The sequence below is a fragment of the Paenibacillus sp. 1SOY10 genome (assembly GCF_056836745.1).
The window spans coordinates 57,715-80,108 of the sequence record NZ_JBXENK010000007.1; the positions used below are offsets into that span (position 1 = coordinate 57,715).

The window sequence follows — 22,394 nt, forward strand, 5'->3', positions numbered from 1 at the left end:
AATTGATGGAGGCGTATAGATATGAGAAAAGATATTCACCCCGAATATAATATGGTCATTTTTTACGATGCCGCAGCCAACTACAAGTTTTTGACCGGATCTACCCGTTCCTCCAATGAAACGATGGAATGGGAAGACGGTAATGTATACCCCGTAGTAAGATTAGATGTTAGTTCTGCATCCCATCCCTTCTTCACCGGGAAGCAAAAAAATCTTGACGTTGGCGGAAGAGTGGAAAAATTCAATCAACGGCTTGCCAGCAAAAAATAAAAGCAACTCCCAGCCTTACGCTGAACAGAAAAATCCCGAAGGGGCAACGATGGAACATTGGTTGCGCACCTTCGGTTTTTTTTACCTGACAAGAAAGCCTATAAGCCGTTTTCTTCGTGAAGCCAGTCATTCACTTGCCGGGAGCAGTAAAGCGAAAAATGTACGCCTCTTGATATTCATACTGCATGCGGTCAGCAATGGCATTGAACCACCTGTCGTTAACGGGTATTGTAATAAACCCAGGAGATGGCATTCTGCGCAGTTCTATCTTAAAGCCTTCATTTGTAAATGCATCCGCAATATCATCCAGGGAATGCAACTGCATCGGAAGCGATGCAGAGTGGTCCACTTGCTTCTTGTAATTAAGTAGGCTGGGATTTTTGCTGTAATCCGTATAAGTACAGTAATACACGCCTCCCCGCTTTAAAGCCTGCTTCATTTTCCAGGCGTGTTCTGGCAAGTTCTGAAGCAGATAAATGACAGATATGCTGAAGGCCAGGTCAAAAGTCTGGTTATATTGATCAACATTTGCGGTGACCTCATAGGTTAGGGGCAGATCCTTTTTCCTGCTATTGGCCACTTCGATAGATTTGGTAGCCAGATCAACTCCAGTACCGCTCTGAAACGGCTTTTGACTATGCAGGTATCTCAGAAATCCTCCTTGATTGCAGCCAAAATCCAGCACATGGAATGATGTCAAATCCGGTTCGGTAATCATTTGGATCACTTTGCTCCAATGGGCCTGATGATCGTTCTCCATGTCTTGCTCATTCCTAGTATCATCATTCCACCAAACTTCATAGAACGGTTGGTCGCTCATGGATACCCTCCTCCTTTTCTTACATTAGTTAGCTGTTGATCTCCAAATCCCCTTCCAACTCTACATATTTCTGGCGAAGCTGCTCTAATTGCTTTTCATCCGCCTGCCAGTATCCCCGCTGGTGGCTTTCTAATAGCGTCTCCATCATCGCGTGGTAAGCCCAGCGATTATTCTCCTGCAATTGCTGGCTTCTTGGCTCATTCTCCACGTACACTTCGTGCAACTGACCAAATACCCAAGGCTCGACTTTGCCTGTGGTAGCCGCCAGGCCAAGCACATATTCAAATCGCCGGGCGATTTGCTGTGCCCCATGATAAGGATGCTTCAGCAGCGCATCTATCCATTTCGGATTGGTCAGCCGAGTACGTACACCCCTAACTATGGCGTGCTCAGCCGACTCAGTCAGGGGCTGCTCCCCTGTCGTATCTGTAATATGAATTTCAACTGGTGCTCCTTGAACTGTCTCCACCGATTTGGACAGACCACCAAAATATTCATAATAATGGTCGGTATCCGTTACCTCCCATTCATGGCTACTACGAATTTGCGATACTATATCAACAGCTAGCAAGTGGGTACGATATAACTCAGGTTGTGCCTGACCCCGTTGCTCCAGACTGTATACATATTGTTGACTGTCCGCATACGCTTGACCGAGCTCAGCCTCCTCGCTCCATTGCTTTGTCTCAATCAATCGGGTCATATTCGTCCCGTATTGGCCTTCTGCTGGCCCAAATATCCTGGCGTTCGCCAAATCACGGGCATGCCCCGTTGTATAGTTGCTGTCCAGCAATGTTGCCTCTGTCCTGCGAGTATGCGCCTTGAACAGGTTCATCTCCTCTGGCTCATCCAGTGCGGAAACCCGGCGAAATATCCGATTTAAATCCTCCAGCAAGTTAGGAAACATATCGCGGAATAACCCCGTAATATGCACTACCACATTCAAGCGTGGACGGCCCAACTCAGCTAGTGGAATGATATCAAACTCCGTTCGGAATGTTCCCAATCCCTTGCCAGGGCGTACTCCCATGTACCACAGAATTTGCCCAATCGTTTCACCTTGCGTTCGTGAGGTCTCCAGACCCCACAGGACGAGGGCTGTCGTCCCCGGATATTCGCCATGGTTATCATAATACTTACGGATTGAATTCTCTGCCGTACGTGCTCCCCGCTCAGCGGCTGTAACGCTCGGCACAGCACGCGGATCAAATTGGAACAGATTGCGTCCAGACGGAAGGACCTCCGGAGACCGCAGGGCATCTCCTGCCAATTGCGCTCGGATATAGCGTCCCTCCAGCGCCTTTAACAAGCCTTCCATTTCCTCATTATGCATAGAGCTTTCATAAGCCCGATAGCCAAATTCCAGAGTCTGCAGCAGTGCAGCCCTCCAGGTCGGCGGCTCTTCTGCGAAGGAGCTAGGAAGCACCTTCCTCTTCCCGCGCAAATATTCAGCAATAACTCCGTTTGCTACATGGTCCAAATCTCTGAGCTCCTTCGTTTTCCCCTGAGCCATCAATTCTTCGACCTTCTCTCCCCGTTGTTCTGCCAGCAATCCTCGTAAGGAACGAACCGTTCCCCGTTCATGCCGGAGCACGAAGCTCATATAAGCGGCGGCCGCCTCGGCGGTGTAGCCTTTCCCAAGTACATGTAACCCGCTTGGGATCAGAGAGCGCTGCATCCGGTACAGCTCTTCCTCCATCTCCTCAGGATGCTTCGCTTCAAGGTGCATGGCTTCGGCGGCCTCCTTCAGCTTGGACCAAACATCTCCGCAACGATCGGGATCGAGTTGCTCAGCTTCCCTATATTCGTGTAGCAGCATGTCAAGACCAGCCCATTCGCCGTACAACTCTGCTTCCACAAAGGGAGGCGCCTGATATCCCACCAGTACCGCGTGACTGCGACGCTTGGCGATCATCGCTTCCGAGGGATTACCCACGTAATAGTAATACAAATGGGGTAGATCCCCTATAAAATCATCCGGCACACAATCTCCCGACATGCCGCATTCCTTCCCATGCTGAAACTCCACTGTCCCGTGAGTACCGATATGAACGACGGCATCGGCTTCCCATTCCTCACGAAGCCACTGATAGAATGCGGTATACTGATGCGTGGGTAACAAAGAACGATCATGTACAGATTTTTCGGGCTCCTCATGAATACCGCGAGAGGGCTGCAATCCAATAAAAATATGGCCGACCGAAATACCAGGGATAAGAAAGGACTCTTCCTCCGACATAATATCACCGGGAGGGTCCCCCCAACGAGCCTGAGCCTCTCCTCCCCATGAACGGGAGCCTAGCTTGGCCGCAAACTCGGGATCATGATAACGAATCATCTTGTCCGCCGCCTTCTCCCCCGTCCATAGTCCGGAGTTAATCCTTCCTTCCTCTACGAACAGGGAACGAAGCTCTTCTGCCGACAGTATTGGTGCGTCATAACCCTCCTCGTTCAACCGAGTTAGCAAATGAGAGACCGAAGCCAAAGTGTCCAGAAAACTGCCCCCGAATGCACTCCCCTCTCCAGGTGGATAATTGTAGCAAATCAGGGCTATTCTCTTGTCTAAATTGGATTTGTGCTTTAGCTCAAGCCAGCGTCTTACACGGTTAACCAGACGGTCTACCCGTTCGGATATAAGCACCAGCCGGTTCAAGGTAACGCCCAGCACCGGGTCGATCCCTTCATGTTGCAAAGCTGCGATGGGATAGGTCTCGATCGCTCCATCCAACTCCGGCAGCACAACCTGGACCATCAATTGCGCAGCGCTAATCCCTCGCCTTGACTGACGCCATTCTTCTTCTGTCGTGCCGGACAATAAAAATGGATGCAGCATTGGCGCACCCAGAACCTCCAGCCATTCCACTGCATCACCAGCTTCGGCTGTAGTCCCGCCGCCGCCCGGGCCAATTCCCAGCCGGAAGGGCAACAGATTGACGATCAGATCAACAGTTCCAGCTTCCTCAATAAGTAATTCACGCAGACGCTCCAGCGAAATATTCATGACGGAGGGAAACGCCACCGGTAGTACCTCGGCAAACGCCCCGATTCGATGTACTAGCTCCCCGATACATTCGGCAAGCTCAATCGGATTACCGTTCCCAAGGAACAGTAGTGCCACGATGGGCCGACCCCCAGCGGCGGCTCGGTGGTTACGATAATCTGCGAGCGAGGCATAGCGTATAGCGGCTACAGGATCGAACAAACATAACTCCTCTATGATGAAGGGCTCAGTAGGAGTAGGCAGCAGGTCACACCCGCCATAGATACGACCTGCCAGACAAAGCAGACCAAACATATTCGTCTGCCCCCCACCCCGCCAGAATTCGGTTAATTTCACGTAGTTCTCATAATCCCGTCTCAGATGAACAGGCAACTCGGCTGCCACATTTATTCCACGTACTGGAAGATCCTTTGCCCTTAATGCCCCAAGCTTGAACAAGGAACGTATTTCACCGGTATCCCCGCCTACTGGCAGAAAAGCCGAAGCACCTTGATCCAGAATTTTCTTGACTTCTTCTATAACTTCCTTGCGAACGCCATGCGCATCACAAATAACAATATCCCCTGCTTCCACCAGAAGTCTGTTCTCAAGCTCAGCCGGAAATTCAGTGGATTCGTTCCCTCCCGGATCAATAATGACTAGTTCTAATTGCTCCTGCTGCTTCTCTCTCAGCATGCGATATGCGGATGACAAATGCGTCTGCGAGGCCTCGCTGTTCGTTACTATCACCATCTTCATGCCTTCATCTCCCCTTGGTTAAACTTCTTGCCACTCTGGCAATCCGGCCAGCATCCAGCTCCTCCAATCGGAGACAGCGCGATTGTAAACAATCCGCTAACTTGCGAGCATAACCGAGACGAACAAACCCTTGCTCGGTGTCAATAACAAGCGTCTGGATGCCGGACTTCGCAAGCCATTGTCCCATCCGGCGGATTTCCTGCCACATCTCCTTACCCGTAGCAACTCCGGTATTCGCTTTGCCATCGGTCATGATGATCATCGCAGGAATAAGTCCACTTCCCTTAAGAAGCATGGCCTCCATGGTCATCGCTCCTTTCTCAAGTCCGGCTAATAGCGGTGTCCGTCCCCCCACAGGCATGGACTTCAACTGACGCTCCGCCAACTCGACGCTGCGGGTAATGTCCAGTAGCAGTTCAGCCCCGCTACCCCTGAAGGTAACCAGTCCCACGCTGTCACGCTGCCGATAAGCATCTTGCAATAGCGATAATACCGCTCCTTTCACCGCCTTCATCCGCTTGGCTGCATTCATGGACCCGCTGGCATCAACCACGAAGAGCAGTGCGGTTCCCGTTCGACTCTCCCGCACCTTGACACGCAGGTCACTCCGCTCAATCAGCAAGCGTGGCCCACGCCCTCCGTTCTCTACAGCTTGACTATAGTTCCGACGGACTTGCTGATAGGGAGCGGCAGCCCGCAGCGTAGCATCAAAGGCCAAATCGAAGACAGCTCCCCGCGGCTTCTCTGCTCGGACATAACGGCCTGTACAACCCCCATCCATGGCCTGGTTCCGCTTACCCGACTTGGCCTTGAAGCGAGAGCGTGGCGGAGTAAAAGCGATGCGGCGAACATCAAACCCACGCCCCACTGACTCAACAATGGCACGCGCTGCCATGCCAGGCGCCCCCTCTTCGTCCCGAGCACGTTCACCTGCCCAAGTCTCACCATCTCCAGCCACTTCCTTCAACTCCGGGTAAGGCTCCTGTTCTTCTTCCGGCGCACCATCATCCCCAGAAGAGCCGTGAGCTTCGTCTTGCAGCCTGGAGGATGTTTCCGGCTGTTTAGACTGTTGTCGGTTGTTGGCCCCTTCGCCCTTCTGCTCCTGATGATCAGGTACTTCTTGTGGCTGGGCTTCCTCATCGGAAGACCTTATCCGATGCGGTAACACCAGTAGGGCCGCCTCGCGCAACTGCTCGGGGTCGATCTCTTGTCGACCCTTCCAAGCCGCCAGGGTACGGGCAACCTCAACCAGTTGAACATCTGCCCGATGCCCTGCACATCCGGCTTCTATCGTAATTTCAGCGGCCAAGCGCAGCGCAGCCTCCGTCATCTTCACGCCAGAAAGGCGTTCCCTCACCCGGAGAATCTGCTCACGAAGCGCCGAGGTCTCGGGCTCAAACGCTCTGACAAATCCGACTTGATCCCGCTCAAAGGCCAGCCGCCGCCGGGCAATTTCCGCCCGTTCCTCCGGATTGCCTGACGTCTTGACCGGGACATATAAGGCAAAGCGATCCAGCAAAGCTGGGCTTAACCTGGCTTCCTCCGGATTCATCGTTGCAAGCAGTAAAAAGGAAGTGGGCCGCCAATCAGGCGCCCCCTCCCCATTGGCTTGTATGCCTCTGTTCTCGGCTGCCGATAAAATGGCTCGCAGAGCTCTTTCACTCATCAGATTGACCTCGTCAACCGTCACCACTTGCCCATCGGCGGAAGCCAGTAGGCCGGGAGAGAATATTGTCTCCCCGGAGCGTAGGGAGACTGTCCAATCGCCTCCGCCTAACAAACGATCCTCGTCCACATGAAGCGGTACCGCAATCCGTTTACGCTCAGGCAATAGAAGTGAAAGGCCTTGAATTAGTGTGGTCTTCGAAGTTCCCGGCTCTCCGGCCAGGAGGACCCCCTTTAAAGCCGGATTGACAGCATGCAACAGCAGGGCCTTCTTGGCCAACTCATGGCCGACTACCGCACAAAATGGAAAGATCGGACTGTCAGAGCACATGCGCCGCCTCCGGGAGCATATCGACGATCAGATCCTGAATCATCCCCAGTCCATCCCCGCTATCCTCAAACGGCCTTCTCCGCATGCGGTGCGGCATTGCCAATAAGGCAGCCTCTGCCAGATCCTCTGCCAATACCTCGATTCTTCCGGCAAATGCAGCTAATGCCATGGCTGTCTTCATCAGCGTAATATCTGCGCGATGACCGTCTACATTCAGACGAATCCCAATCTCGGCAATCCATTCCAGCAACTGCGATGAAGGCTGGATAGTGGCAAGCCTTTCCCTAGCATCCAGAACACGGTCGGCAAGACGAGACTGCTCCTCTTCATATTGTCGCCGAAACCCCTCAGGATCCGCATCAAATGCAAGGCGGCGCTTCACCACCTCTACCCGGCTCGAGATTTCCCGTTCCCCAAGCACCTCGACAGAGAGAGCAAACCGATCCAGCAATTGCGGGCGTAGTTCTCCCTCTTCCGGATTCATGGTACCTATCAGAATGAAGCGTGCCGGGTGAGAATACGATACCCCTTCCCGCTCCACCGTATTTACGCCCATAGCAGCGGCATCCAGCAAGGCATCTACAATCGAATCATCCAGTAAATTAATTTCGTCTACGTACAAAATATTTCCATGCGCCGCAGCCAGCAAGCCCGGCTCGAATCGCTTCTCCCCTTCACGAATTGCATGTTCGATATCCAATGTGCCAACGACCCGATCCTCAGTAGCACTAACCGGGAGATTGATGACATGAAGACCGGGCATAAGTTCGGCCAGCGCCCTTACAGCCGTTGATTTGGCCGTTCCCTTCTCTCCACGAATCAGTACCCCGCCAAGGCGTGGGTCGACCAGATTCAAAATAAGTCCTTTCTTCATTGCATCCTGTCCGACAATTGCCGTAAACGGAAATAGATCCGGTCTTACATTCATCTTTGTCCTCTCTCCTGTTCCATTAAATGACTTCCGCCACTCTCATCCGATCGTTCTGCTTCAGCAGCCCGGTCACAAGACAGCTCAACCGACCGTTCCCGGAACCTGGCTCAATACGTCCCGTAACGCCAAATACCTCACCAAGCGTTTGCTCGGTCATGGTGTCCTCCGGTTTTCCACTGGCATAAATTTTCCCTTTATCCATAATCATGAGTTCATCCGAATAGGCTGCAGCATGATTCATATCATGCAAGACCATAATGATGGTCATACCCTGGCTCTGATTAATCTCAGCGACGAGCTCCATAATTTCCCATTGATGACTGACGTCCAAATAGGTGGTTGGCTCATCGAGCAATAACAGGCGCGGCTTCTGAGCCAGCGCCAAGGCAATCCAGACCCGCTGGCGCTCTCCCCCGGATAAGGTAGACAACTTCCGATTCGCAAACCGGGTAGTTCCCGTTTGTTCCAAGGCCCAGTCGATAATATCTTCATCCTCCTTGCCAAGCTTCGCCCACGTGGGTTTATGGGGAAAACGACCGTAACCAACCAACGTGCGTACGGTGATATCCGGCAGCTTATCCTGACTTTGCTGGAGCATGGACAAATATCTGGCCAGACGCCGCCTTGAATAGCTGACCAGCGGCTGACCAGCAAGCAAAATTGAACCACCGGCTGTCTTCATCTGCCCGGCAATCGCCTTTAGCAGGGTACTTTTACCGCAACCGTTTGGACCGATAATGCTATATATCCGACCTTCCTGTGCACTCCAGCTTAACCGCTCAATCACGGTCCGTTGATGATACTTAACGACAAGCTTCTCCAGTTCAAGCGCTGTTGTCATTCCCCTTCCCTCCTTAGCAAATATAGAAAAAACGGGGCCCCAAGCGCACCCAATATAATGCCGACAGGAAGCTCCAATGGCGCGAACATCAAGCGAGCCAGTGTATCGCATATCGTCACTACCGCTACCCCCAGCAGCGCGGAGGCAGGCAATAACAGCCGATAATCACTACCGATCAGAAGCCGGGCAGAGTGTGGAACAACCAGTCCCACAAAACCGAGCAAACCAACAACACTTACCGCGCTGGCTGCCAGCAACGTAGCAATCCCAGTTAAGATCAGACGGGTTGTTTCGACTCCCAGGCCAAGCCCACGGGCGTTGGAGTCTCCAAGCGCGAGCAAATTCAAATGCACAGAACCAGCCAAGGCTAGAGTAACTCCAACAAGCGAATAAGGAAGCATAAGCTGAAGATCCGGCCAGCTTTTGGCAGCCAGCCCACCAACGAGAAACACCAGCGCTCCGTTGACACGGTCACTGTAAAAAGTCAGCAAAGCAGAAATACCAGAACCAAGAAATGCTGAGACTGCCACCCCTGCCAGAATAATTCGGATCGGCTGAACTCCTTGCTTCCAGGCCATCAAATAAATAATTCCTGCCGCTCCTGAGGCTCCAAGAAAGGCTGCAGGAGTAAGCAATGGCCAGGCTTGAGGGAATAAGACAAGAATAATAATACCCAGCAACCCTGCTCCTGAGGACACGCCGATAATATGGGGGTCTGCCAACGGATTGCGCATAACCCCTTGCAGAATGGCCCCGGACAAGGCTAAATTTACACCGACCAGGCCTGCTACCAACGTACGCGGGAGACGAATGTTCCAGATCACATCTCTTAGTGGGCCATCAAAGCCCTGAAACAGATAGCGCCAGATATCGCCCAATGAGATGGAGACCGCCCCCGTGCTGATGCTGAACGCAACACCTGCAAGGGCGGCTCCCGCAAGTAGAATCAGAGTGAAAGACCCTCTGGGGGCAGTTCGTTTGATATCAGTTTTCATGGTTATAAACTGTGGGGTATACCAGTTTGGCCAAGTATTCGACCGACTCATTCAAGCGAAAGCCGGGATTCGACAACAATAGGTCTGATGGCAAAATAGCCATGCGCTTCTCCTTGACCGCGCGAAGAGAAGACCATGCGGGTTGTCCGGCCAAATCAGATTCAATCTTTTTTTCACCGTTATCCCGAGCTCCATGGATAAGCACAAAGACATAATCGGGGTCCATTTCCACGATTTTCTCCAGGCTAAAAGGAGCCGTAGACGGACTTTTTTCGGAAGCCTCAAAATTAACCGCTACATTTTTCATATGTAACATTTCCGCTACTTCCAATCCCACCGTATTCTCCCGTTGCACCGAGATGCTGGTAGGTGTGACATTCAGCATGATAAAGCTCGGCGTTTCCCCCATGGGCACTTTGGCAGTCAATTTTTCAATCTGTTCCTCCAATTGCTTCAGCGCTTCATTGGCCTTTGTCTCTGTGCCAGCCAGTCTACCAAACAATTGGGCCTTTTCTTTCATATCTGCGTAAGTGCTTAGGGTAAAGAGAGCAACCGGGATATCACTGGACTCCAGAATACTTGTCAGATCACGATGAAAGGAAGTAGAACCAATCACCAAATCCGGTTTTAGGGAAAGCAACTTCTCCGTATTCACGGTAGTCATTCCTCCAACATCATCAAGCGATTTTGCCGCCTCAGGCACAGTCCCTCCTGTTGAGGTGGCCCGAGCAATTGCAGTACCGTCTACTGCATACAACAAATCCAGCAATTGAGGAGATAGAACAACAATTTTTTGAGGCTGCGATGAAAGAGCAATCTCACGGTCAGCATCATCCTTAAAGGTTAGAAATTCCTCAGCCTCGTTCGAAGGGGGAGAGACTGCTGCATTAGCTGATTTAGTTTCCGTCGTTGACGCTCCTTCTCCATTTGCGGGGGTGGTCTCCTTGGTCACTGAAGTTTGGGAACAGCCCACAGAAACGGCGAGGAGCAGGCTTGCCGACAGCATGAGTGCAAGTTTTTTGAATGAGTTCATGAATTTATCTCCTTTTATTCGTAAATATTACTATTTAAATACAAGAGCAATATAGTATGAATTTAGCCCATATATTTACTGGTTTTGTTTCTTTCCTTCAGTCGAAGCTAGTAACTGCTGAAGCTCTATCAGACACTCTCTGCTCACCATCTTTCCACGAAAAAAAATTAGGTCGTCCGCACTCCCTGTAAAAATACAGCTCGGCTCATATTTGCGTAAAATGATTTTCTCTCCATCGACGAAAATTTCCATAGCATCCCTTATGTCAATTCCCAAGGTACGCCGCAATTCAATAGGAATCACAATTCTGCCCAGTTCATCTACTTTCCTGACAATCCCCGTAGCTTTCATCATCCGAATACCCGCCCTTCACTTAAAGTTTATGTAATAATTCGCTAATTTTAATCGTAATTATTACGTTTAAATGAAGTTTAGCTTGATTGCCTAGGGCTGTCAATTTTTTTCGACAAAAAACGATAATTTTCTTTTTCCTCCTTCGGTTCCATCTGGTGCAAGTTAAGTTATTTGATTCAGGCGAAAGTACCTACCTTCTCTCTTAATTAAATGATATAGATGTGTAAATTCCTTTCTTTTATTCGTAATAAATACGATTAAAATAATTGTATTATACCTTGGTAAAGATTTCTATTATATATTTCTAAAATTAAAAAGACGCCCCAAGCTGAAAAACAGCTTCAGGCGTCTTGATCGTCATTTCGTTCTCATTTTCTCTGGCTACGGTTCCACCCATCCAGATAATACTCCATGGCCATCAGGGCATGGCTCTTGAATTCCACTCTATACCGTTCTACCTGCTGGTCAATCATAACCTGCTGCATGGCGTCAGGCACGCTGACTACGCTTTTGTATCCTACAATGATAGCATGCTGGGCCTGAAACAGTTCATAGAAGGCATCTTCTGCAAACTCCTCCACTCGCTCCACCAACAAGTGTACGATACGTTCTAATGAAGCAAACATACCCAAGCTCACCTTCATGGCCGTCTCATAATTGATATTTCGCTCCAGAATGGTGCTCTTGATGGCGCTCAACCGAATGAAGACTGAGTTCTCATCCAGCATTCCCGCCATTTCCCTCAAGAAGAAGACTTTGAACTCTTCATATGACATCTTTCCTAATGGAAGCAGTAAATCCTCAAAACCTTTAAACCGCTTCTCATATTCCAGAAATAAAATCTCCATAAAGAGAACTTCCTTCGTGCTGTAATAAAAGAACATCGTCCCCTTTGACACGTTGGCCGCCTTGGCGATATCGATCATTTTAATATCTTCAAACGTGCTGTTCTTATATAAGTCATAAGCCACATTCAGTATCAGCTTGGCTTTCTCTGCCTTGGCAACGTCTGTCATCGCTCTTCTCATGCCATCACCTCATATCCCGGAATATCTATTGACTTAAGGTCAATGGTATGGAAATGCTCCTGGCTTGTCAATGTGAAACAATTGCTCTATTTCAACATCCCTCTGATCGCTTTATCCAGGGTACGGTCACTGAGCCATTTACTCATTAAAACAGAAGGCTTGGCCATTTTGCCCACCGCATATCTTGTTTTCGGCCGTTTCAGCCTTACCGCTTGGGCGACCACATTTGCAATCACCGTTGGCGGTGAAGAGGCGCCGGGTTTGTACGAATTGGCATGCAGCTTCGCTACCCCCTTGGCAAGCTCCTTATAGGGCCCCTCTCCGGAATTTTTCAACATCGGGCTTCCTGATACTTGGGCGAATTCCGTATCGATCGTACCTGGCTCAATAATCACAACATCGATGCCGAACGGTTCCACTTCAACTCTTAAGCAATCTGACCATCCCTCCAAGGCATGCTTGCTGGCATGATACCAGGCCCCAAGTGGGGAATGCATTTTTCCGGCAATCGAAGAGGTATTGATAATTTTGCCGCTCCCTTGCTGTCTCATGTGAGGCAGGATCAACTGGGTGATTCTGGCCAGACCAAACAAATTGACCTCGAACTGATATCTGGCATCCTCCAGACTAACTTCTTCGGCACTACCGTAGAGAGCAAAACCCGCATTGTTGAACAGTACATCGATTCTGGATTGCTCCTTCAAGATTCGCTCAACACAGGCCTGTATGTCTTCATCCTTGGAAATATCCATCTGTATCCGAATCGCTCCCAGGCTTTGCAGATCCTTCATCGGGTCTATCCGTCTGGCGGCAACATAAACGATATGCCCTTCGGACAGCAGCTTCTTTGCCGTTTCCTTCCCTATCCCCGATGATGCCCCAGTAATCAGAATCACTTTCCGTTCCATACCAAGCCCTCCCATACAAAATAAATGACTAAAACACAAATGACCTTAGGTCATTGACCTAAGGTCGACTATAAATGACCTAGGGTCATTTGTCAATTTTATTTTGCTTTATGGTTGTGCAGATGATTATACAGATTTAACAAGCGGTCTAACTGCTGTGATTTTCGAATCACCTTTTTTCCTTGCAAACCATACAATTCCGCCAGTTTATTCAATTCCTTTCGCTGTTTTTCAATTTCTTCGCTTAGTTGTTTTCTCCTTTCCATCGTTCTTCATCCCTTCCTCTCTTGTAATATTTTAGGATGAATTGTCGAATCATTGATTTTTTTATTTAACGCAATCTCTTAAATGAAAAAAGACTCCCATGACAAAAATGAGAGTCTTGCTTTATTCTGCTTTGATCATTCTTGAAATAAAGGATTAATATACAGGTTCACGATGTGTTGTTTAATTTTTTCATGAGTTAAGCCACGCTGTGCTTTAAAAAAGAGATACAGATCTGGTGTCAAGGTGGCTAACAAGGCATCCGCTCTAAACCCAGCATCACCGTCCATGGTGTTCTGCACCGACGGTGATGCGGCAATGAGTTCATACACCTGTGCATATAGAAAGGTATATACCTGAGATTTGTATATCATTTGCTGCCCATCTTCGCAGGAGGGTCCCTGCATATAAACTAACCAGTTGGCGTGCTTGTCAATAAATTCGACAGCAAAATGTACCAATGCAGTCAGCTTTCCCTGTAGAGATATCTCCCTATTTTGTTGGAGGTAGCTGTTTACTTCATCAACGAACTCTTGGCTACTTTCCTGGAGCAAGTCCTGACATATCTCCCCTTTATGAGCATAATGCCTGTAAAGCGTCCCTTGCCCGACGCCTGCTGTCGTTGCAATTTTCCTCATGGTAATGTTATCAACCCCATGTTCCACAAACAACGACTCTGCTGTCTGTAAGATCCGGAGTCTGGATTTGATGACGTCTTTTCGCTCTTTTTTCGGTTGCATTTCATTACACCTCTTGAGTGTATTCTAACAAAATGCCTCATACTTTACGACATTGACTACTTAACCCATTCATTCTGCACAATTTTTAAATATTGCTCTTCCCCGTTTTTTACTACTTTAAATAGTCCACTATCAAAGTCGGTGTTAAGCTCGCGAAAGAAAATCCCTTGGATTGCTCCTTCTTCCTCTGATTCTTCTGTAAGAACATAGCGCTCCCCTTTTCTGATCAAATATGCGTTTACTCCTCGCTCATGGGATTGCTCCAGCATTTCCGGATATCGCTGCACTGCAACGATATGAAGATCAATTAATCCTAACTGCTTAATAAGATCATTTACAAAATCTCCCCGTGTAATGCCCTGCCAAAGCGTTCTGCCCGATTGTCCAATAACAATTTGGGTAATATTCATCTCACGAGCAGTCTCTATAATGATTTCACTTGCTTTTTTTCCATTCGTTTGACGAGTCAGAAACTGCCCACCTGCAGCTTCTGTCTGACTCTCCCAACCAGCAATATATTGTTGTTTTTCCAGGTTATACTCGTTATTTTTAGATGAGTCAACTGTAAGTACGATCAACGGAGCATGAAGCAAGCGAGCCAATCGACTCCCTCTTTGAATTAATCTTTCTCCATTGGGTCCATAGCTTACACATACCATTATACTTTCTGTAGCTGCTTCCATTCTCAATCCTCCCATGATTGATACTTACGATGGCTTTACAACAAGAGGGTCAAAGTCCGCTACAATCAGCATATCAATATGTCTGGCGTTCCTTAACAAATAATGAACGAACGTCTCCTTGAAGAGCGTAAGCCATAACGGCTTGCGAGATTGCCCAATAATAAGCTGGGTTGCCTGAATTTCATTCATTCGTTCAAGCAAATGCCTGTGAACGACCTTAGAGCTTTCCGTCTTGGTTATTTCCATCTTCCCGCCCAAGCGTTCTGCTAGTAGACGCAAAGAATTCAACCGTTTGCCTTCATCTTCATTAAGTGTAGCGTTACAACTTGCATAATGAACGTACCAATCGGCCTTTAACCGATGAGCAATGCGAAAGCCCCTGCGGATTAACCGTTCGGCCCGCGGCTCCAAATCTACACAGACAAAGATCACCTCCTTACGTCCCCAGGCGCCCCGCAAAGCTGATTCCCGGTCCCAGGCTTCCAGCCTTTCGTCCACATCATCTGCTATTTCCCTGAGGGCCAATTCACGAAGTGCGATCAGATTACCTATCTTAAAGAAGGAGTCAAGTGCCTGGCCGATCTTCTCTCTTGCATATATTTTGCCTTCTCGCATTCGCTCCTGAAGCATTTGAGGCGTAATATCGATTAACTCCAATTCATCCGCCATCTTGAATATAGCGTCGGGCACCGTTTCTCGAACGTGAACTCCCGTAAGTTGCTTGACGGCATCATTTAAGCTCTCCAAATGTTGAACATTCACTGTGGTAATTACTGAAATTCCGGCTTCAAGAAGTTGCAACACATCCTCATACCGCTTCCTCGTCTTACTGCCAGGCACATTGGTATGAGCTAATTCGTCTACTAACACGACTTCGGGATGGCGGCTGAGAATGGCCGCGGTATCCATCTCCTCCAATACTGTCGATTGATAAGGAATTCTTGCCCGGGGTATGATTGTTAAATCACCAATCTGTTCCTGAGTTTCCTTCCGTCCATGGGTTTCCAATAATCCCACGACTACATCGATACCCTTTTGCTGCAAGACATTCCCTTCTTGCAACATTTTATAAGTTTTACCTACTCCGGGAGCAGCTCCTATATACACCTTGAAGGTCCCCCGACGAATGTACTCTACTTCACGTTGCATTTCAGATTTGCTTAGCCTGTGAAACTTATCCTCCTGCTTTTGCGGAGACGACTTGACAGGGAGAATACGTTCGCCGACCTCAAGCGCACGATCTGCCATTAGAAAAATATCAATATTTCGTGTTTTGCGAAGCACGCGATTTGCAATAGAACCCTGCCATAACTCTTGCCAAACACTCTTTTGAGAATGCCCCATCACAATTCGGGTCACATTATTATCGATTGCGTAACGAACGAGAGCAGAAGGAAGTCCTCTAACATGAGTCAAAGGTAGTTCGTCAAAACGAGCATCAATTCGCTTGACCAGCTTCTTCAATGACTGGCGAAATGCTTCTTGCTCCTTGGTTAATGGCTTATTTGCAAGGACGAAGGAGGCAACAACCAAGTCTCCCCCAAGTCGCTTGGCAATCTGCTGGCCTCTTCTTACGTAAAGTGAGCCGTTCCAGTGATATTGGGCAGATACCAAAATACGCTCGGTAGCTCCAGAAGGACCAAGCAGCCCTTCCGCCTCACGGTGCTTCTCCAAAGAATCATTGACACCTTCCGCTACCAGTCGCAAAGCAACCTCTCTGAGCACGCCTAAATTACCTCGCCGTGATAAAGCCGGATGAGCTTTATTACCCAATACTCCCTCCTCTATTCTCTTAAGAATGGTTTCGGGAGACACATCGATAAGCTGCACCTCATCGGCCAAATCTAACGTATTTAAGGGGACTGTTTCCTCAGCTCTGATCCCAGTGATTTTGTATATTTGTTCTTCCACGCCAGCCAGTTCATAGACATTAATGGTGGTAATGACGCTAATTCCCTGATCCATGAGATAACGGATATCTTCCAGCCGATTAGTGAACCTGGCCCCTTCGCGATTGCGATGCGCTAACCCGTCAACCAGCAATACTTCGGGGTTGCGCTTTAATAGAGCATCCAAGGGAAGATCCTTTTGTTCCACCCCATTCTTCCACCAATGAAGGCTGGGAATTCGCTCCAATTCTTCGAGCTGTTGAACCGTATCTGCACGTTGCATAGTGGATACAGCGCTACAAACTACGTCAATCCCTTGTTGTTTGAGCTGTCTCCCTTCCTGCAACATATGATAGGTTTTGCCCGAGCCACTGACTGAACCAATAATAATTTTTAGCTTCCCCTGATGAAGCCGGTAAATGGAGTATAAAATTTCTTCTGGCGTCTTTCGCTTGTAAGGTGCCATAGCCTAGCCTCCATCGTTTTCTTCATTCTTTGTCAAGTCTATTACGATATCGATAAATTGCTCTACGGCCCAGTTAAATCGTTCTGGCTGACAGAGGTTACTCGGATAGGCGCAGTTGGCCAATACCTCCGCCCTGCCTTGAGTTATAAGTGTTTCCATAGATTTGGTATATTTTGCACGGTAAATATCATTATCACCTGCAAGTACAAGTATCGGGCATGTAATATCCTGCAAATGCCCTAGAGAATCATAACTTATAGCCAACCTCTGCTTATACAATTCAATAGGACGCTTGATTAACATACTCTCTCTAATAATGGAGTAAGGCAGCGGCCAGTGTTGATAAGCGACACGAATCGCTGGAAATGAAATCTGGCTTGGAGCAAGATAGGACAGTATGCTACCGTAGGCAGCCACATTCTGAACTACCTTCATAACGGCGGAATGCAATTCCATACCATAAACATCTGCTATTATTATGGCTTTAACCCGCTGAGGATAATTCAAGGCCACTTGTTGCACCAGAATGCCCCCGTAATCAACACCTACAAACACAGCCTCTTTAATATCTAATTCGTTTAATAGCATCATGAGATCCGTACCTTGCGTCTCCATCACCTTACGGTAATTGCCCTTCAGCTTTCCTGATCGACCATTGCCCCGCAAATCACAGACAATAACACGGAAGCGCTTGGATAGTTCTTCTACTTGCGGCTTAAACATCGTATGCATCATGCCATGGCCATGGATGAATACTAGAGGCATGCCATGACCGTGTTGTTCATAATAAATAGATGCCCCGTTTAAGTTTATAGCAGGCAACTCTATCACCTCTTACAACAAAAATAAAAGAAAAGATAATGGCAAACATACCCTGATTACCGAAATGGGCAAATCAGGGCCTGCTTACTACTTATCTTGTATTCATTTCAGATAATACTAAATTCAGTTCCAGCACGTTCACACGAGCATCTCCAAATATTCCCCAATCCGGGCCTTGCGTATGAGCGCTAACCAAAGTCTCTAGTTGTTCCGTAGAGATTCCCGTCAAGCTGCTGATTCTAGGAATTTGCACCTCGGCAGCTTTCGGCGTGATATGCGGATCGAGACCAGAGCCTGAGTTGGTGATCAGGTCAATGGGAACCAATTGAATAGGAACCTCGGGATTATTCGACTCCCAAGCCGCTACAGAATCACTTGTACGCTGCAACATATCCGGGTTGGATGGAGCATAATTGGGACTCCCGGATGAGACGGCATTATATTCAATACTGGATACTCTGCCTTGAAAGTACTGTGGTGAAGTGAAGTTCTGCCCAATCAATTTAGAACCAATGGCTTCCCCTTGATCATTAAAGATAAGACTTCCACTTGCTTTATCTGGCACAAGGGCTTGGGCCAACCCTGTCACGGCCAATTGATACACCATAATCAGAACCATAAGAAGCAGTGATGTGCGCAAGGTTACGCTGATTATTTTCATCATTTATCGCCTTCCTATACCAAGAATTGAATCGCCAGATCAATCAGCTTAATACCTAAGAACGGTACGATGATCCCGCCAACACCATATATGAGTAGATTTTGTCTAAGAAGACTTGAGGAGCTCATTGGCTTATAAGCCACACCCTTCATAGCCAGCGGAATCAGGAGCGGAATAATAACCGCATTGAAGATCAGCGCCGACAGGATGGCTGACATGGGAGAATGCAAGCCCATAACGTTCAGCACTTCCATTTGAGGAATTGCCACCATGAACATTGCCGGGATGATAGCAAAATACTTGGCAATATCATTTGCAATACTGAACGTCGTTAATGCCCCGCGAGTCATCAACAATTGCTTCCCAATCGACACCACTTCAATGATTTTAGATGGGTCTGAGTCCAGATCGACCATATTGGCAGCCTCCTTGGCAGCTACAGTCCCACTGTTCATGGCAATCCCTACATCCGCTTGCGCCAATGCCGGAGCATCATTGGTACCGTCTCCTGTCATGGCTACCAGCTTACCCTCCGCCTGTTCACGGCGAATGACTGCAATTTTGTCTTCCGGCTTGCTCTCGGCAATAAAGTCATCCACGCCAGCCTCTGCAGCGATGGTTGCAGCCGTCAATGGATTATCCCCTGTACACATGACTGTCTTAATCCCCATCTGACGCATCTGATCAAACCGTTCTCTCATCCCTGGCTTAACGGTATCCTTCAAGTAAATCAAGCCATAAATGGTACGATCCACAGCAACAGCTAGCGGCGTCCCCCCAGCCGATGCAATTTTGTCATTGCCTCGTTGCAAACCATCTGGAATGATACCTCCCTGTTCTGCAACCCATCTCTTTACTGCATCCACAGCGCCCTTACGCACCTTACGTCCATCGGCGAGATCCATACCACTCATTCTTGTTTCGGCCTTGAACTCGATAAAGTCAGCTCCGTCGGCCGTTTGCTTTGCATAGGTAAGCCCTAGCTGATTCACCAGTTCTATCACGGAGCGCCCTTCGGGTGTATCGTCCTGGATTGAGCTTATGGCTGCCCACTCGGCAACATCCTTGGTATTGGCCCCTCCTACCGGGATGAATTCACTAGCCATTCGGTTCCCGTAAGTGATGGTTCCTGTTTTGTCGAGAATAATGGTATTAATATCCCCTGAAGCTTCTACAGCCTTCCCCGACATAGCTAATACATTAAATTGCGTCACCCGGTCCATGCCAGCAATCCCGATCGCCGAGAGGAGTCCTCCAATGGTCGTTGGAATCAAACATACTAGCAATGCAATCAAGACAGGAACTTCTAACTGAACCCCTATATAATTGGCAAATACGGGCAAAGTGATGACAACAAGTAAGAAGATAATGGTCAAACTCACCAACACGGTATTCAGGGCGATCTCATTAGGTGTTTTTTGCCGTTTGGCCCCTTCTACCAAGGAAATCATCCGATCGAGAAAAGATTCCCCTGGATCGCTTGTAATACGAATTTTTATTTCATCACTAATCACTTTTGTCCCACCGGTTACAGAGCTGAAGTCACCACCCGCTTCCTTGATCACCGGAGCAGACTCCCCTGTAATTGCTGATTCATCAACAGAGGCCAGACCCTCTATAACCTCGCCGTCTCCAGGTATCATTTCTCCCTGACTAACGATGGCAACATCACCTTTACGCAAATCTGTAGAAGGTACTTGCTTGATGCCTTGAGGTGTTAGTTTATTTGCTGTAATTTCTTTTTTGGTTTTCTTCAATGAATCAGCCTGTGCTTTCCCTCTGCCTTCAGCCAGAGCCTCTGCAAAGTTAGCAAATAACAGGGTAAAGAGTAGGATTAGAGAAACAGCAACATTAAATCCACTGGACACATTTCCGCCAAACGCATTTGGCACAAATATCAGGAAGGCAGTGACAATCAATCCAATCTCGACAACAAACATGACCGGATTACGCATCATCATTCTTGGATGTAATTTGACAATGGCTTGCTTCATCGCTTCACTTACAATTTCTTTGGTTAATACACTTTTTCGGGTACTCATCTTGTTCTATCCTCCATCCGCCACTATGGCTTCAGCGTCAAAAATTCAGCGATTGGTCCCAATGATAGGACCGGGAAAAAGGTCAGGGCTCCCACAATAAATACCGCCCCCACAAATACTGTGCCAAATAAGGCATTATCCGTACGGAAGGTACCTGATGTTTCCGGAACTGTCTTCTTGACTGCCATTGAGCCTGCAACGGCCATTAATGTCATCATTGAGAAGTAGCGGGCAATAAACATAACGATCCCTGTGGATATATTCCAGAATGGAGTGGCATCGCCTAGTCCTTCAAATCCGGAACCATTATTGCCTGCCGATGACGTATATTCATAAAGCGCCTGCGATAATCCATGAAAGCCTGGATTGGAGATGGTCTCCGGGTTGGAGTATACCGCCAAAGCTGTAGGGACAAGGATTAACAACGGTGTAATAATAAGCGTAACAGCAATTAGCTTCATTTCCTTACCCTCAATTTTGCGGCCAAGGAACTCCGGAGTACGTCCTACCATTAAGCCTGACAAGAAGACAGCGACCATCGCATACAGGAGTACATTCATGAAGCCGGCCCCTACCCCACCAAAGACGGTGTTTAGCATCATATTGCCCAGGGTAATCAACCCGCCAAGTGGTGTTAAGGTATCATGCATCGTGTTCACAGCTCCCGTCTCCGAGGACGTTGTCACTACGGAATACAAGGAAGATTGGCCAATGCCGAATCGTACCTCCTTGCCTTCCATGGAACCCCCTTGCTCAATGCCCATCGCATTGATGGCAGGGTTGCCTGCATGCTCGTTAGCCAGAGATACCCCAAGGAAGACTAGGAACATGACACTCATAGCTACAAATAGAACCCGACCTTGCTTATCGTTGCCAACCATTTTCCCGTAAGTAAAAGGTAGCGCGGTAGGCAACAGCATCATTAACAAAATTTGAATAAAGTTGCTCACACCATCGGGATTTTCAAAGGGATGTGCGGAGTTAACACCGAAGAATCCGCCCCCGTTATTGCCTAATTCCTTAATGGAAAGAAAAGAAGCCACTGGCCCCCGCGCAATTTCTTGTGTAGCCCCCTCAAGTGTCTTTACAATCGCAGTTGGTTCCAAAGTTTGCGGAACCCCCGTAGCGAGTAATGCCAATGCAGACACGAAAGCAACTGGAAGCAGCACACGGGTGATAGCTCTCAAAAAATCCGTGAAGAAATTCCCCAATGGCTTGCCAGCCATTCCTCTGATGAACGCAATCACAGTAGCAAGTGCAGATGCTGGCGCTGCGAACATCATGAAGATAATAGCTAGCATCTGCGATAGATATGACAACCCACTCTCACCGCTATAATGCTGCAAGTTGGTATTAGTCATAAAGCTGACGGCTGTATTAAACGCCAGCGTTGGCTCCATTGAAGCTATTTCACTTGGATTCAAGGGCAAGATGCCCTGAAACCGAAAGATAAGGTATACCAATACAATCATCAATGTGTTGCTAAGAAGCAGTGAGAACGCATATTGCTTCCAGGTCTGGTCATCCTTGCGAATACCGCCCAAAGCACTGAAGGGCTTCTCCAGCCAGCCAAACCAGCGATCCATGGAAGAAGAACGATAGTCGAACGCCCGAGCCATATAAAGCCCTGCCGGACGGGCAAGTAGTAAAACAACAACCAATGTAACTGCAATACCCAAAAACGAAGTGGTCATTACGATATTCCCTCCTAGAATCCCGAAGTCAGAATTTCTCCGGGTTAACAAGCGCATAAGTCAGATAACCAAACAAGGCCAGGATGGCAACCATTAACACCCAGATCATCCTCGTTCACTTCCCTCATCAATGGTTTTGCCGGCCCAATGCAATAACCCGGCCATAAGCATGGCCATAAGCATCAGAATGATAATCATTGAAATATCCAGCATGGTGT

The 22,394-nt window shown here is 48.3% G+C and carries 20 protein-coding genes; 1 reads left to right on the forward strand and 19 read right to left on the reverse strand.

The features are described 5' to 3' along the window. The first annotated feature begins 21 nt into the window (after positions 1-21). Entirely contained in the window at positions 22-270 is a 249-nt protein-coding gene (locus AC1VOR_RS16360) for a type B 50S ribosomal protein L31 (RefSeq protein ID WP_482619288.1), read from the forward strand. Between the two features lie 130 nt (positions 271-400). Here AC1VOR_RS16360 and AC1VOR_RS16365 read toward each other — a convergent pair whose 3' ends face one another. From AC1VOR_RS16365 to kdpF, 19 genes are all read right to left on the reverse strand, one after another. Then, a complete protein-coding gene (locus AC1VOR_RS16365; protein WP_482619290.1) occupies positions 401-1,090 on the reverse strand; it encodes a class I SAM-dependent methyltransferase in 690 nt (229 codons plus the stop codon). 28 nt (positions 1,091-1,118) lie between these two features. Then, complete coding sequence (locus AC1VOR_RS16370) at positions 1,119-4,829, reverse strand: cobaltochelatase subunit CobN (protein WP_482619291.1); 3,711 nt, start codon at positions 4,827-4,829, stop codon at positions 1,119-1,121. A gap of 4 nt (positions 4,830-4,833) precedes the next feature. Then, the gene (locus tag AC1VOR_RS16375) at positions 4,834-6,825 is read right to left on the reverse strand and encodes an AAA family ATPase (RefSeq protein WP_482619293.1); all 1,992 of its coding nucleotides are present in this window, start codon (positions 6,823-6,825) and stop codon (positions 4,834-4,836) included. After that, positions 6,815-7,753, reverse strand: coding sequence for a magnesium chelatase ATPase subunit I (locus tag AC1VOR_RS16380; protein ID WP_482619295.1), 939 nt, complete (start codon positions 7,751-7,753; stop codon positions 6,815-6,817). The genes AC1VOR_RS16375 and AC1VOR_RS16380 overlap by 11 nt, the downstream gene beginning before the upstream one ends. A gap of 22 nt (positions 7,754-7,775) precedes the next feature. Further along, complete coding sequence (locus AC1VOR_RS16385; RefSeq protein ID WP_482619297.1) at positions 7,776-8,597, reverse strand: ABC transporter ATP-binding protein; 822 nt, start codon at positions 8,595-8,597, stop codon at positions 7,776-7,778. Continuing rightward, positions 8,594-9,592 carry a FecCD family ABC transporter permease gene (locus AC1VOR_RS16390; RefSeq protein WP_482619299.1) on the reverse strand — a complete coding sequence of 333 codons (999 nt, stop codon included), beginning with the start codon at positions 9,590-9,592 and terminating at the stop codon, positions 8,594-8,596. Before AC1VOR_RS16390 ends, AC1VOR_RS16385 begins: the two co-directional genes overlap by 4 nt. Continuing rightward, complete coding sequence (locus AC1VOR_RS16395) at positions 9,582-10,625, reverse strand: ABC transporter substrate-binding protein (protein WP_482619301.1); 1,044 nt, start codon at positions 10,623-10,625, stop codon at positions 9,582-9,584. The genes AC1VOR_RS16390 and AC1VOR_RS16395 overlap by 11 nt, the downstream gene beginning before the upstream one ends. Positions 10,626-10,700: 75 nt before the next feature. Then, positions 10,701-10,979, reverse strand: coding sequence for an AbrB/MazE/SpoVT family DNA-binding domain-containing protein (locus tag AC1VOR_RS16400; RefSeq protein ID WP_482619303.1), 279 nt, complete (start codon positions 10,977-10,979; stop codon positions 10,701-10,703). 368 nt (positions 10,980-11,347) lie between these two features. Then, positions 11,348-12,007 (reverse strand): TetR/AcrR family transcriptional regulator, encoded by a 660-nt coding sequence (locus tag AC1VOR_RS16405; protein WP_482619305.1) that lies wholly within the window; start codon positions 12,005-12,007, stop codon positions 11,348-11,350. A gap of 86 nt (positions 12,008-12,093) precedes the next feature. Further along, positions 12,094-12,915: an oxidoreductase gene (locus AC1VOR_RS16410; RefSeq protein WP_482619306.1), complete on the reverse strand. Its 822-nt coding sequence runs from the start codon at positions 12,913-12,915 to the stop codon at positions 12,094-12,096. Between the two features lie 98 nt (positions 12,916-13,013). Further along, positions 13,014-13,181 carry an aspartyl-phosphate phosphatase Spo0E family protein gene (locus tag AC1VOR_RS16415; RefSeq protein WP_482619308.1) on the reverse strand — a complete coding sequence of 56 codons (168 nt, stop codon included), beginning with the start codon at positions 13,179-13,181 and terminating at the stop codon, positions 13,014-13,016. 135 nt (positions 13,182-13,316) lie between these two features. Continuing rightward, positions 13,317-13,919 (reverse strand): TetR/AcrR family transcriptional regulator, encoded by a 603-nt coding sequence (locus AC1VOR_RS16420; RefSeq protein ID WP_482619309.1) that lies wholly within the window; start codon positions 13,917-13,919, stop codon positions 13,317-13,319. A 56-nt stretch (positions 13,920-13,975) separates the two neighbouring features. After that, positions 13,976-14,602 carry a universal stress protein gene (locus AC1VOR_RS16425; RefSeq protein ID WP_482619310.1) on the reverse strand — a complete coding sequence of 209 codons (627 nt, stop codon included), beginning with the start codon at positions 14,600-14,602 and terminating at the stop codon, positions 13,976-13,978. Positions 14,603-14,626: 24 nt separating this feature from the next. Then, the gene (locus AC1VOR_RS16430) at positions 14,627-16,957 is read right to left on the reverse strand and encodes a histidine kinase (RefSeq protein ID WP_482619312.1); all 2,331 of its coding nucleotides are present in this window, start codon (positions 16,955-16,957) and stop codon (positions 14,627-14,629) included. 3 nt (positions 16,958-16,960) lie between these two features. Beyond that, entirely contained in the window at positions 16,961-17,779 is an 819-nt protein-coding gene (locus AC1VOR_RS16435) for an alpha/beta fold hydrolase (RefSeq protein ID WP_482619314.1), read from the reverse strand. A 91-nt stretch (positions 17,780-17,870) separates the two neighbouring features. Continuing rightward, positions 17,871-18,443 carry a potassium-transporting ATPase subunit KdpC gene (gene kdpC / locus AC1VOR_RS16440; RefSeq protein ID WP_482619315.1) on the reverse strand — a complete coding sequence of 191 codons (573 nt, stop codon included), beginning with the start codon at positions 18,441-18,443 and terminating at the stop codon, positions 17,871-17,873. A gap of 11 nt (positions 18,444-18,454) precedes the next feature. Continuing rightward, a complete protein-coding gene (gene kdpB / locus AC1VOR_RS16445; RefSeq protein WP_482619317.1) occupies positions 18,455-20,482 on the reverse strand; it encodes a potassium-transporting ATPase subunit KdpB in 2,028 nt (675 codons plus the stop codon). A gap of 23 nt (positions 20,483-20,505) precedes the next feature. Beyond that, a complete protein-coding gene (kdpA, locus tag AC1VOR_RS16450) occupies positions 20,506-22,176 on the reverse strand; it encodes a potassium-transporting ATPase subunit KdpA (RefSeq protein WP_482619318.1) in 1,671 nt (556 codons plus the stop codon). A gap of 28 nt (positions 22,177-22,204) precedes the next feature. Further along, positions 22,205-22,285 (reverse strand): K(+)-transporting ATPase subunit F, encoded by an 81-nt coding sequence (kdpF, locus tag AC1VOR_RS16455; RefSeq protein ID WP_482619492.1) that lies wholly within the window; start codon positions 22,283-22,285, stop codon positions 22,205-22,207. Positions 22,286-22,394: the final 109 nt, after the last annotated feature.